Source organism: Pseudomonas sp. URMO17WK12:I9 (genome assembly GCF_900230165.1).
Lineage (GTDB): Bacteria > Pseudomonadota > Gammaproteobacteria > Pseudomonadales > Pseudomonadaceae > Aquipseudomonas > Aquipseudomonas fulva.
The window spans coordinates 659,679-674,244 of record NZ_OCMQ01000001.1 but is presented as its reverse complement, the minus strand read 5'-3'; the positions used below and the strand labels follow the sequence as shown (position 1 = coordinate 674,244).

The following is a 14,566-nucleotide window of genomic DNA, read 5'->3' as shown; positions in this document are numbered from 1 at the left end:
GCGATCAAGCGGTGCGCCAGGCGGTTGGCCGCTGCGTTGAGCTGGGCGTAGGTCAGCTCGGTGGTTTCAGTGATCAGCGCAGTGTGGTTCGGAACGCGCCGGGCCTGCTGTTCGAACAGCACATGGGCAGGCGCCAGGCTTGGGTATTCACCGGCGGCCATGCCCCAGTCCTGCACCGGGGCGCGCTGACGCCCGTCGTCCAGCAGGGTCAGATCGCCCAGGCAAAGCCCGTCGGCCCCCTCGACCATTTGCAGGAGCAAGTGGGCCAGGTTGTCACCGATGCTCGCGATACCCGGGGCATCGAACGCCTCGCCCGCATAGGTGAAGTGCAGCAGCACGGTGGACCCGCCGTTTACGCTGACGGTCAGCGGGTAGTTGCTCTGCTCATGGTTATCGATGCTGCCAAAGCGCAGGTCCACGGGCGCTGCTTGCAGCGCCTCGGAAACCGGATAGTTCTCGAACACCAGGATGTTGTCGAACAGTGCTTCACCGCCCTGCCCGGCCCAGCGCTGGATATCGAAGAGCGGGGTGTGCTCCTGCTCGCGCAGCGCCAGGTTGAGTTGCACAAGCGCGTGCAGCCACGCTTGCAGCGGCTGATCTGCCTGGGGGCTGGCCACCACCGGCAAGGTGTTGATGAACAGGCCGATCTGTTGCTCCACGCCGCTGATCGCCGCCGGGCGTCCGGCGACGGTGGCCCCGAACACGACGCCGTTGTGCCCGGTGTAGCGTTGGAGCAACAACAGCCAGGCCGCCTGGATGACGGTGTTGAGGGTGACTTTATGACGGCGCGCAAAGGCATTCAGGCGCTGGGTGTGATGTTCGTCCAGCCGGTGGTAATGATCATGTTGACCTGTGCTGCGCGTTGCCGGCTTCAAGGCTTGTGCAAGCAGGGTCGGCGCCGGCAGGCAGGCCAGTTGATCGCGCCAGAACACTTCGCTGGCCTGCCGGTCCTGGCGCAGCAACCAACCGATGTAGTCGCGGTACTGCGTAGGCCCATGGGTCACCGGCTGGCCAGCATAGCGCTGGAGTACTTCGCCCAGAAGCTGCGAGGTGCTCCAGCCGTCCATCAGGATATGGTGGCTGGTGTAGATCAGGTGATAGTCCTGCGCGTTGGTCTGTGCAAGTACCAGCCTGAGCAGCGGCGCGGTGTGAAGCTCGAAGCCTTGTTGCAGTTCGCTTTGCGCCAGTGCGTCGAGGGTGGCTTTTGCAGCGGGGTCGTCGCGCAGGTCCAGCAGGCGGAACGGCAGCTCGACCCGGCTCATGACCATCTGCACGGCCTGCTCGAATTGCCAGTTGAACCCGGTGCGCAGGATGGCGTGGGCGTCGAGGGTGGCCTGCCAGGCGCTGCGAAAACGCTGCGGGTCGAGCCCGCCGATGTCCAGGCGCATCTGATTCAGGTAATCGCCGCTGCCCTGCTCGTACAGGCTATGGAACAACATGCCTTGCTGCATCGGGGACAGTGGATAGATGTCCTCGAGGTTGGCCGCCGACACCGCAAGCTGGTCCAGCTGCGCCTGGTCCAGACCGGCCAGGGGGAAGTCGGAGGGCGTCACGCCACCTGCATCAGGGGCCAGGCAGTGTTCGATCAGCGCCTGCAGTTGTGCGCCGTAGGCATCGGCCAAAGCCTCGATGGCCTGCACATCGAACTGCTCGCGGCTGAACGTCCAGTCCAGGCTCAGGCAACCGTCGTATACGCGCCCGTTGAGCACCAGCCAGTTGTCCAGGGGTGCGTCCGGGCTTTGCTCACGGCCGCGCTTTTCTGTGGCGGGGGTGAACAAGGCGTCATCGTCGCCAGCAAAACTGCCGTCGAACTGGCCCAGGTAGTTGAAGGTGATACGCGGTGTCGCCAGCGCCGCCAAGGCCTCGCGTGTGGCAGCGTCCCCCAGGTAGCGCAGGACACCGTAGCCGACACCCTTGTCGGGAATGCCGCGCAGGTGCTCCTTGACCTGGCGAAGCGTGTCGCCAAGGTCGCTGGACACGGGCAACTTCACCGGGAACACGCTGGTGAACCAACCCACGGTACGGGTGAGGTCGACGTCGTCGAACAGCTCCTCGCGGCCATGGCCTTCCAACTGGATCAGCGCGGCCTGTTCGCCTGTCCACTGGCAGATCACACGCGCCAGGGCGGTCAGCAGCAAGTCGTTGACCTGGGTGCGGTAGGCTGCAGGCGCCTGCTGCAACAGGCGACGGGTTTGCTGGGCATCCAGGCGGGTCTGCACAGTCTGGGCGTGGTGCCCCTGCATGCCTGCATCGACCTTGACGCCCGGCAGGTCTGCGCGCTGCCCGCGCAGTTGTGCCATCCAGTAGTCCTTCTGCCCCTGCAGCGCCGGGCTGTGGGCATGCGCCTCCAGTTTCTGCGCCCAGGCCTTGTAAGCCGTGGTCTTGCTCGGCAGTTTCACGGGCTGCCCGGCCAGGCATTGCGCGTAGGCCTGTTGCAGGTCCTCGAAGAGGATGCGCCACGACACGCCATCGACCACCAGGTGATGGATCACCAGCAGCAAGCGCTGGCTGCCGTCGGCCAGCGTGGCCAGCACGGCGTGCAGCAGCGGGCCCTCGGCCAGGTCCAGGCTGCGCTGGGCATCGTCGCACAGGGCGGTCAGCGCCTGGGCATCGGCCACCTGGCGTTGCCACAGCAGCGCCATCACCGGCTCGCCATGTTCGGCCAGCCAGCCTTGCTCACCTTCGCTGAAGGTAAGGCGCAGCGCATCGTGATGTTGCACAAGCGCCTGCAACGCCTGCTCCAGTGCAACGCCCTGAAGTGCTGTGCGCGGTACCAGCAGCACCGACTGGTTCCAGTGGTGACGCTGGGCAATGACCTCGCTGAAGAAGCTGTGCTGCACCGGCAGCAGCGGCATGCCGCCGAGGACGGTGCCCTGGTCGATCTGCACCGCGCTGTCGGCATTGCGCACGACCTTGGCAAGGGCGCGCAGGGTCTGGTGCTGGAACAGCTCCTTGGGCGTGAAGTGCAGCCCCTGCTGACGGGCCCGGCTGACCACCTGAATGGAGATGATCGAGTCACCGCCCAGCTCGAAGAAGTTGTCGTCCACCCCGACCCGCTCAAGCTTCAGCACGTCTTGCCAGATACGCGCCAGTTGCTGTTCGAGCGGGGTCTGGGGGGCGATGAACGCCTGGTTGCTGGAGGCCTCGGGCAGCGGCAGCGCTTTGCGGTCGATCTTGCCGCTCGGGCTCAGCGGCATGTGATCGAGCAGCATGACATGGGCAGGAACCATGTAGTCCGGCAGGCTCGCCTTGAGCGCTTCGCGCAACGCCTGCACGTCTGCATCTGCAACCAGGTAAGCAACCAGTTGCGGCCCGTTCGGACCAGGCTGTGCCACGACCAACGCCTCGCTGACACCGGCCTGGGCCAGCAGGCAAGTCTCGATCTCGCCCAGCTCGATGCGGAAGCCACGGATCTTCACCTGATGGTCCACCCGGCCGACGTAGTCGATCACGCCATCGGCGCGGTAACGCGCCAGGTCGCCCGTGCGGTACAAGCGCCCGCCGTTGCCGGCGAACGGGTCGGGCAGGAAGCGCTCGGCGGTCAGCGCGCTGCGGCCGAAGTAGCCACGGGCCAGCAACTCGCCGCCGATCACCAGCTCACCCACGACACCGGTCGGTACCGGTTGCCCGGCATCGTCCAGCAGGTAGATCTCCCGACCAGGCAAGGCCGTGCCGATCGGCAAGGTGTGAGGCACGGGTTGTTCGCCCAGCACGTATGGAGTGCAGTCGAGCGTGGTGGAGGTGACCGTGGTTTCCGTCGGGCCGTAGGTGTTGAGCAGACGCACATGGCCCAGGCCGGCCTTGTGCCAGGCGGCCATGCCTTCAGGGGGCATGGCTTCGCCGCCCGCATGAATCTGACGCAGTTGCCCGTAGTCGCGTGGCCCTACGCTGGCAAACTGGGTTGCCAGCAGGTTCCAGTACGCGGTCGGCAAGTCGGCCACGCTGATGCCGTGGGCCAGCACCCGTTGGTAAAACGTCTCGCTGTCCCAGATTTCATTGCCGCGCAGCATCACGGTGGCACCGCAGACCAGCGGGGCGTACAGCTGCTCGACGAAGGCATCGAAGTTGAACGTGGCAAATTGCAGCACGCAATCGGACGCGTGGATATCGGAATACCACTGGGCCACGAAGGCGTGGCGGGTCAAGGCACCATGGCTGATGGCCACGCCCTTCGGCCGACCGGTCGAGCCGGAGGTGAAGATCACGTAGGCCAGGTTGTCGGCGTGCACGCGGTTGAGCGGGTCGCTGGCGGAGCCGTTGCCGTCGTCAGGCGTATCCAGCAGCAGGCACTGCACCTGCGCGTCCAGTGCCAGCGTTTCGCGCAAGTGCGACTGGGTCAACAGCAACGCGATGCGACTGTCCTCGACCATCTGCTGCAGGCGCTCTTGGGGGAATTTCGGGTCGAGCGGTACATAGCCGCCGCCTGCCTTGAGCACGGCCAGCAGGGCAACGACCATCGGCGCATCGCGCTCGACGGCGATGCCGACCAGCACGTCGGGGCCCACGCCTTGGGCGATCAAGCGGTGCGCCAGGCGGTTGGCCGCTGCGTTGAGCTGGGCGTAGGTCAGCTCGGTGGTTTCAGTGATCAGCGCAGTGTGGTTCGGAACACGCCGGGCCTGCTGCTCGAACAGCACATGGGCAGGCGCCAGGCTTGGGTACTCACCGGCGGCCATGCCCCAGTCCTGCACCGGGGCGCGCTGACGCCCCTCTTCGAACAGCTTCAGCTCGCCCAGGCAACGCTGGGGCGAGCCGTCGGCCATCTGCGCCAGGAGATGGGCCAGTTGGCTTGCAACCTGGGCAATGCACTCGGCACTGAACTGCGCAGCGTCATAGCTGTAATGCAACAACAGGTCGGCCCCGGTGCTGACGCTCAGCGTCAGCGGGTAGTTGTTCTGCTCATGGCTGTGCACGTCGCCAAAGTGCAGGTCACTGACGCCGCCCTGCTGCAGCGCCTCGGACACGGGGTAGTTTTCGAAGACCAGCAAGGTGTCGAACAATCCATCGCCGCCCTGCCCGGCCCAGCGCTGCACATCACTCAGTGCACTGTGTTCGTGGTCCCGGAGTGCCAGGTTGATGCCCTGTACGGTCTGTAACCAATCCGCCAGCGCTTGTTGCGGTTCAGGCTGCGCGACCACGGGCAAGGTATTGATGAACAAGCCGATCTGCTGCTCGATGCCCTGCAATTGCGTAGGCCGGCCCGCCACCGTAGCCCCGAATGTCACGCTGTCGTGACCGGTGTAGCGCTGCAACAGCAACAGCCAGGCGACCTGCACGAGCGTGTTGAGGGTGACTTTCTGCTGACGGGCAAAGCCGTGCAACTGTTCGGTGATCGCAGCGTCCAGGCGCCATTTGAATTCGCCTTGCCCACTCTGGCCGGTGGCGGCGCACTTGAGCGCACGGCTGAGCCAGGTCGGCTCGTCAAGGGTGGCGAACTGCGTGCGCCAGAAAGCCTCGCTGACCCGTTTGTCCTGGCGTTGCAGCCAGCCGATATAGTCGCTGTAGCGCCCATTGAGGCTGTGTACCGCCTGGCCTGCGTAGTGCTGCAACACCTCGCCGAGCAACTGCGAATTACTCCAGCCGTCGAGCAGGATGTGATGGCTGGTATAGATCAGTTGATAACGATCATCCCCCGTGCGGGCCAGCGTCAGGCGCAGCAGTGGCGCCTGGGCCAGGTCGAAGCCTTGCTCGCGTTCGGCATCGGCCAGGCGCGTCAGTGCAGCGTCAAGGTCTTCATGGCCACGTAGGTCAATTTCACGGCATGGCAACTGCACCTGCTTGCGCACCCACTGAAGCGGCTGGACCAGCCCGCCTTGCCAGAGGAACCCGCTGCGCAATATGTCATGTCGCTGCACCACCGCCTGCCAGGCCTCCCGGAAACGCTCAGGCGCCAGCCCCTGGACGCTGACCGACAGCTGGTTGATGTAGTCGCCCCCTTGCTGCTCCAGCAAGCTGTGGAACAGCATGCCCTGCTGCATGGGCGAGAGCGGGTACAGGTCCTGAACGTCCGCCCAAGGCAGGCCAAGGGCGTCCAGTTGTGACGGGTCGAGCATGGCCAGCGGGAAGTCCGAAGGCGTCACCCCGGCACTGTCCGGTAGCAGACAGTGGGCGACCAGCTGGTTCAGCTCGCGTGCGTAATCCTGCGCCAAGCGCTCGATGTCAGTGCGCTCGAACATCGCTTCGCTGAAGGTCCAGCCCAAGCGCAATTGGCCTGCGTACACTTGGCCGTTGATGCTCAGCCAGTTGCCCAGCGGCGCCTCGGCGCCCTGTTCGGCGCCGGCGTCCTCGCTGGCTGGCACGAACAGGGCGCCTTGATCGCTGGCAAAACTGCCGTCGAACTGGCCCAGGTAGTTGAAGGTGATGCGCGGCTCGGCCAGGCCGTTCAAGGCTGCCTGCGACTGGGCGCTGCCCATGTAGCGCAAGGCGCCGTAGCCGATGCCCTTGTCGGGGATCGCGCGCAGTTGCTGCTTGACGGTCTTGATCGCGTCGGTCACGTCACCTGCACTGTCCAGGCGTACCGGGAAGGCGCTGGTGAACCAGCCCACCGTGCGGGTCAGGTCGACATCGTCGAACAGGTCTTCACGGCCGTGCCCTTCAAGCTGGATCAGCGCCGAAGCCTGCCCGGTCCAGCGGCAGATCACGCGGGTCAGCGCGGTCAGCAGCAGGTCGTTGACCTGGGTGCGGTAGGCCGCCGGGGCTTGTTGCAGCAGTTGCCGGGTCAGCGTGTCGTCCAGGCGCGTGTGTACCGTACAGGCATGGCGCTTTTCAAGGCTGGCGTGAGGACGTGCGCCTGGCAGGTCGTCGACGGCGCCTTCGACCTGCGCCTGCCAGTACGGCAGCTGCTCGGCCAGGGCCGGGGTTTTGGCCAGTGCCTGCAGGCGTTCTGCCCAATGCTTGTAGGCCGTGGTCTTGGCCGGCAGCGACAGCGCCTGGCCTGCCAGGCACTGCGAGTAGGCCTGCTGCAGATCGTCGAACAGAATGCGCCAGGACACACCGTCCACGACCAGGTGATGAACCACCAGCAACAGCCGCTGACTGCCATCGTCCAGCTCCGCCAGCACAGCCCGCAGCAGTGGCCCTTGGTGCAGGTCGAGGCTGCGCTGGGCCTGCTCGCACAACGCGGTCAGGGCCTGGCCGCGCTCGACCGTGGCGTGCCACAGCAGCGGCGCCTGCTCCTCGGCGCCCTGTTGCTGGGCCGCAGCCCGGTGCCAGGCGAGCCCGGCTTGGGCATCGAAGCGCAGGCGCAAGGCATCATGGTGCAGCATCAGCGCCTGCAACGCCGCCTCCAGCACCCGTGGCTGCAACGCCTGCGTCGGCGCCAGCAGCACGGACTGGTTCCAGTGATGCGCATCGGCAATGCCTTGGGCGAAGAACCAGCGCTGGATGGCCAGCAGCGGCAGGCTGCCAGCGACCGGGCCCTGGTCGATGCGGGCGACCTCGCCAAAACGGGCCACACCGGCCAGGGCCTGCACGGTCTGGTGCAGGAACAGGTCTTTGGGGCTGAGCACGATGCCGGCCTGACGGGCCCGGCTGACCACCTGGATCGAGATGATCGAATCGCCGCCCAATTCGAAGAAATTGTCGGTCACCCCAACCTGAGGGACCTTCAGCACCGCCTGCCAAATCTGCACCAACGCCTGCTCGAGCGGGCTGCTGGCGGCCACATGCTGGCCTTGCAGCTGGGTCAGGTCGACTGCCGGCAGGGCCTGGCGGTCGATCTTGCCGTTGGGGGTCAGGGGCATGCGTTCGAGCAACTGCACGTGCGTGGGCACCATGTAGTCAGGCAGGTCCACCTTCAAACGGCGCTTGATCGATTCGCGGCGCTCAGCCTGGGCCTGATGATCGGACGCCAGTTGCGGCGCGTCGTCGCTCACCACGTAGCCGACCAGTTGCTGGCCGCTCGGGCCGGCCTGGGCCACCACCACCGCTTCGCGCACACCCGGCACCGCCAGCAGGCGAGCTTCCACCTCGCCCAACTCGATACGAAAACCTCGCACCTTGACCTGGCGGTCGATGCGCCCGAGGTAATCGATGATGCCGCTGCTGCGCAGGCTTACCCGATCACCGCTGCGGTACAGCCGGGCACCGTTGCCGAACGGGTCCGGTACGAACCTTTCGGCAGTGAGCGCCGGGCGCTTGAGGTAGCCACGGGCCAAACCCTGCCCGCCCAGGTACAACTCTCCCGGGATGGCCAGGGGCAACAGGTTCAGGTCGGCATCGAGCACATACGCGCGCCGTTCACCGACGCGATCACCAATGGGCGCATAGGCTGCGCCGCAGCGGTCCTGTTCGCCGGCTTTCCAGATCAGGGGGGTGACCACGGTTTCGGTAGGGCCGTAGCCATTGATGATGTAGGTCGGGCGCAGTGCGCGCCGGGCCATGGCGTAGCTGGCCTCGGACACCGCATCGCCGCCGAAGCAGTACACCCGCATCGGCGGTGGGTTGCCGTCGCGCTCGGCGTGCTCGGCCAGTTGCTGAAGGTAGACCGGTGGAAACGCCGCGACCGTCACCCCATGCTCATGCATGGCGGCATAGGTTTGCTCCGGCGTCCACAGCTGCGGGTCGCGGATCAGCAGCGAAGCGCCGTGGGTCAGGGGCGTGAGCCAGCGCTCGTGGGCACCGTCGAAGGCGAACGACATGAAGTGCAGTTCGCAGTCGGCTGGCGTCATTTCGTAGCGCTCGCCAATCGCCCGGCAGTGCATGGCGATGGGGCCATGGGCTACCGCCACCCCTTTGGGCAGGCCGGTGGAACCCGAGGTGTAGATGACGTAGGCCAGGTTATCGGCCTGGGCGGCGTTCGCCGGCGCGTGGCAGGGTTGCGAGGCCAGGTCCATGTGGTCCAGGGCCAGGGTTGCCAACCCCTCAGGGACCGGCAGGCGCTGCATGAGCGCGCTGTCGCTGAGCAGCAGGGCCATGCCACTGTCCTGCATCAGGTAGGCCAGGCGTTCGCGGGGGTATTGCGGATCGAGCGGCGTATAGGCACCGCCGGCCTTGAGCACCGCCAACAGGCTCACGACCATCTCAAGGCCACGCTCCAGGGCGATACCGACCAGCACTTCCGGCCCGACCCCGGCTGTGACCAGGGCATGGGCCAGGCGGTTGGCCTGCTGGTCAAGCTGGGCAAAGCTCATGCGCTGCTCGCCAAACAACAAGGCGGTGGCCTGCGGGGTTTGCGCAGCCCACTGGGCAATGCGCTCGTGCACCAGCGGGCCGTCGGCGTGACGCAGGTCCGGGGCGTTGCGCACAGCGTGCAGGTGCTCATGCTCATCGACGGCCAGCATCGGCAGCGCAGCAATGCAGCGCGACGGGTCGGCGACGAGGCTGCGCAGCAGGGTCAGCCAATGGCGCCCCAGGCGCTCGATGGTGGCGGCATCGAACAGGTCGCACGCATAGGTCAGCGACGCCCACAGGCCGTCTTCGCCCTCCACGGTGTCCAGCGTCAGGTCGAACGAGGCGCTGTGGCTTTCCCAGAACAGCCCTTCGATATCGAGCCCAGGCACCTGCCGGGTGCGTTGGTCGCGGCCTTGGCGCTGGTGGTTGTACATCACCTGGAACAACGGGTTGTGGCTCAGGCTGCGGTCTGGCTGCAAAGCTTCGACCAGTTGTTCGAACGGCAGGTCCTGATGCGCCTGGGCACCGAGCACCGTCTGCTTGACCTGTTGCAGCAACGCCGGGAAGGCCAAGGCCCCCTGCACATCGGCGCGCAGCACCTGCGTGTTGACGAAGAAGCCCAGCAGGCGATCGGTCTCGACCCGGTTGCGGTTGGCGTTGGGCACCCCGACGCGAATATCGGTCTGGCCGGTGTAGCGGTGCAGCAGCACCTGGAACGACGCCAGCAACAGCATGAACAGCGTGACCTGTTGCTGCTGCGCCAGGCCTTGCAAGGCTTCGCTCAGGGCGCTGTCGATGGGCAGGTCGACACGCGCGCCGCGCAGGCTTGGCTGGGCCGCACGCGGACGGTCGGTGGGCAACTCCAGCACAGGTTGATGCGCGCCCAGTTGCTCACGCCAGTAGGCCAGTTGCTGCTCGCTGCCGCCGGCTTCCATCCAGCGACGCTGCCAGATGGCGTAGTCGGCGTATTGAATGGGCAGCGCGGGCAGCTCGACCGCCCGCCCGTGGACGAAGCCCAAGTACAGCTGCATCAGCTCATCGACCATGACCTGCATCGACCAGCCATCGGAGACGATGTGGTGCTGCACCATCACCAGCACATGTTCATCGTCAGCCACCGTCAGCAGCCCCAGCCGTACCAGCGGACCGTGTTCGAGGTCGAAGGGCCTGGCGATCTGCTGCTCGATCAACGCCTGTACCTGGGCGTCTTGGTGCTCGGGTGCCAGGGTGGCCGGCAGGTGCAACGGCTCGATCGCGATCGGCAGGGCGCCATGCACGCGCTGGCAGGGCCGCTCCTCCTCCACCACGAAGGTGGTGCGCAGGGTCTCGTGGCGTGCCACCAGGGCATCGAACGCCTGCTGCAAGGCCTGGGTGTCGAGTTGGCCGCGCAGGCGCAGGGCGGTAGGGATGTGAGAGGCGCTGCTGCCTGGCTCCAGCTGCCAGAGGAACCACTGGCGCTCCTGGGCGAAGGACAGCGGCAAGCTGTCCAACTGCTCGCGGATGACCGGAATCGGCAGGTTGCTGGGCGAGACCTTTTGTTCGGCCATCTTGGCCAGGTACTGACGGCGCTTGTCCACGGGCAAGGCGATGAAGCGTTGGGCAATGCGCAGGGCGCTGGCGTGATCCATTACACCGCCTCCATTTCGTCGAGCAAGCTTTCGAGCTGGTCAAGGGTGGAGGCATCCACCGCCCCGCCTTCGCGCTCCAGTTGGCGGGCCAGCTCGCCCAGGGTGGGGTATTGGAAAATCAATTGCGCAGTTGCCTTCATACCAAGCTCGAGTTGAATGCGTGAGACCAGGCTCACGACGAGAAGAGAGTGACCGCCCAGGTCGAAGAAATGGTCGTTCAAGCCGACCTTGTCGAGCTGGAGCAGGTCCTGCCAGATCGCTGCCAGTTGGCACTCGACCGGGCGTTGCGGGGCTTCGTAGCCCTGTTGTTGTGGCGCGGCCTGGGGCAGCGGCAAGGCCCTGCGGTCCAGCTTGCCATTGGGGCTGAGCGGCCACTGTTCCAGCAGCAGCCATTGGCCGGGCACCATGTAGCCGGGCAAGTTGGCCTTGAGGTGAGCCTTGAGACGCTCGCGCAGCAGCGCCTGGCGCGTGGCCTCCAGGTCAGCGCCGGCGACCAGCACGTAGCCGACCAGTTGCGCACCGGCGGCGCCAGGCTGAGCCAGCACGACCGCTTCACGGACTTCGGCCACCTCCAGCAGGCGCGCCTCGATCTCACCCAGCTCGATGCGCTGGCCACGGATCTTCACCTGGTGGTCCAGGCGACCGAGGTATTCCAGCACGCCGTCGGCGCGGTAACGCACCAGGTCGCCCGTGCGGTACAAACGCTCGCCATTACCCACAGGACTTGCCACGAAGCGCTCGGCGGTCAGCGCCGGGCGGCGGTGATACCCACGGGCCAGGCCCACGCCGCCCAAGTACAACTCACCGGCCACCCCCGGCACGACCGGCTGCAGGGCCGCGTCCAGTACGTAAGTGTGCAGGTTGGCAATGGGGCGCCCGATGGGCACGCTGTCGCTGCCCTCCTCCACGCAAGTCCAGTGGGTGACGTCGATGGCGGCTTCGGTCGGGCCGTACAAGTTGTACAGGCCGGCCTTGGGCAGGCGTGCGAACACCTGGCTCTGGGCATCGAGCGCCAGTGCCTCGCCGCTGCAGAGAATGCGCCGCAGGCTGTGGCACCCGTCCAGGTCCGGCGATTGCAGGAACACCTGCAGCATCGACGGCACGAAGTGCAACGTGCTGATGCCATGCTGCACGATCAGGGCCACCAGTTGCGCCGGGTCGCGGTGCGCGCCGGGTTCGGCCACCACCAGTTGGGCGCCGGTCATCAACGGCCAGAAGAACTCCCACACCGACACGTCGAAGCTGAACGGCGTCTTCTGCAGCACCCGGTCGGCGGCGGTCAGTTCATAGGCCTGTTGCATCCAGTACAGGCGGTTGGCCAGGGCGACGTGGCGGTTGCCGGCACCCTTGGGCTTGCCAGTGGAGCCGGAGGTGTAGATCACGTAGGCCAGGTGCTCCGGCGCCAGGTCGACCTGCGGGTTCGGTACGTCAACCGGGTCCGCCTGCGGGGCCAGCAGCTCGAGCGTCGCCAGCCCTTCGGGCACCGGCAGGCGCAAGCCTGGTGCATGCAGCAGCAAGGCCATGCGGCTGTCCTCGATCATGTAGGCCAGGCGTTCCTCGGGGTAGTCCGGGTCCAGCGGCAGGTAGGCGCCACCGGCCTTGAGGATGGCCAGCAGGCCGATGACCAGCTCCAGCGAACGCTCGGCGGCGATGCCTACCAGCACGTCCGGGCCAACGCCGCGATCGATCAACTGCCAGGCCAGGCCATTGGCGGCGTTGTTGAGTTGGCGATAGGTGAGTTGACGCGCGCCGAACACCACGGCGGCCGCCTCGGGGCTGCGCTGGGCTTGCTGCTCGATCAGGCGGTGGACGCAGTGCTCATCGGGGTAACGCTGAGCGGTCTGGTTCCAGGTGCGCGCAGTGTCCAGCTGCCGTGCGTCCATCAGGGGCAGCTCGGCCACTCGTGCCCCAGGGCTGGCAAGCATGCCGCGCAGCAGGGTTTGCCAATGGCTGGCCATGCGCTCAAGCGTGCTGGTTTCGAACAGGTCGGTGGCAAAGGTCCAGGTCGCCCCCAGGCCGTCGGGTGTCTCGAAGGTGTCCAGGGCCAGGTCGAACTGGGCACTGTGGTGTTCGCCGCTCAGGGTCTGGACATCGAGCTGCGGCACCTTGAAGCCGTCACCCAGCTGCTGGTCGAGCAGGTTGCGGTGGGTGAACATCACCTGGAACAGCGGATTGTGGCTCAGGCTGCGTGCCGGCTGCAGGGCTTCGACCAGCTGCTCGAACGGCAGGTCCTGATGCTGCTGGGCGCCCAGCGCGGCTTGGCGCACTTGTTCCAACAGCGCCTCTACGGTCAGCTGCCCATCGAAGCGCCCACGCAAGACCTGGGTATTGACGAAGAAGCCGATCAGACGCTCGGTCTCCAGGCGATGGCGGTTAGCGACGGGCACGCCGACACGGATGTCGTCCTGGCCGCTGTAGCGCTGCAACAGTGCTTGGAACGAGGCCAGCAGCAGCATGAACAGCGTGACGTTGTGCTGCTGCGCCAGCTGTTGCAGGCCCGTGGTCAGCTGCGTGTCCAAGGTCAGCCCCAGGCGGGCACCGCGGTAGCTCTGCACGGCAGGACGTGGGTGATCGGTGGGCAACTCCAGCACCACCGGCTCATCGCCCAGTTGCTCACGCCAGTACATCAGCTGACGCTCGCGTTCACCGGCTGCCAGCCAGTCGCGCTGCCAGTGGGCGTAGTCCAGGTACTGGACGGGCAGCGGCGCAAGGTTCGGCTGCGCGCCGCTTGTCAGGCTGGCATAGCTCTGCATCCATTCATCGACCATCACCTGCATCGACCAGCCATCGGAAACGATGTGGTGCTGAACCAAGGTCAGCACGTGGTCCTGTGCCCCCAGTTTCAGCACACCGATGCGCAGCAACGGCCCATTGACCAAGTCGAAAGGCTGGGCGGTCTGGGCCTGGATAAAGGCCTGGATCAGTGTGCCCTCCTCGTCTTCGCCCGCAACGGATTGCACCGGCACAGGCAAACGCCAGTGGGCGTGGATGACCGGACGAACCTGGGCCTGCTCCTGGATGAAGGTGGTGCGCAGGCTTTCGTGGCGCTGCACCAGCAGGTTGAAGCTGTCTTCCAGCGCTTGCAGGTCCAGCTCGCCACGCAGGCGCAGGGCCATGGGGATGTGATAAGCGCTGCTGTGCGGCTCCAGCTGCCACAGGAACCACTGCCGCTCCTGGGCGAACGACAGCTGCAGCGGCTGGTTGCGGTCCACGGGGGCAATCGGTGCGGCGCGGTGGCCTTGCAGAGCGCTCACGGCCTGGGTAAAGGCGTGCAGGGTGCTGTGTTCGAACAGCAGCGCCAGCGGCACCTCCAGGTCCAGTTCCTGGGCAACGCGCGAAATCACCTGGGTGGCGAGCAGCGAGTGCCCGCCCAAGTCGAAGAAGTGATCGGCCATGCCTACCTGGTCCAGGTGCAACACCTGGCTCCAGATGGCTGCAACGGTGCACTCGAGCTCAGTGCTCGGTGCCTGGAAGGCCTGCCGGGCCTGTTCCAGATCAGGCGCAGGCAAGGCCTTGCGGTCCAGCTTGCCGTTGGGGCTCAAGGGCATCGCCGCCAGCCAGACCAGGTGCGAAGGCACCATGTAGGCCGGCAAGGCCTCGGCCAATCGGGCCTTGAGCTGGGCTTGCCAGGCTGCTAGATCAGCAGGCGGGTATGGGTCGGCCACGTAGCCGACCAGGTGCTGACCTTGGGCATCCTCTCGGGCCACGACCACGGTTTCACCCGCACCGGCCACTTCCAGCAGGCGCGCCTCGATCTCACCCAGCTCGATGCGCTGGCCACGGATCTTCACCTGGTGGTCCAGGCGACCGAGGTATTCCAGCACGCCGTC

Annotated in this window: 1 protein-coding gene and 1 pseudogene; both read right to left on the bottom strand. The window is 66.2% G+C overall.

The window, feature by feature from the left end; genetic code table 11:
- A partial coding sequence (locus CRP40_RS02995; RefSeq protein WP_097223502.1) for a non-ribosomal peptide synthetase occupies positions 1–10,736 on the bottom strand: 10,736 nt, incomplete at its 3' end.
- Between the two features lie 86 nt (positions 10,737–10,822).
- Positions 10,823–14,566, bottom strand: a pseudogene (locus CRP40_RS21880) (amino acid adenylation domain-containing protein); the annotation flags it as partial.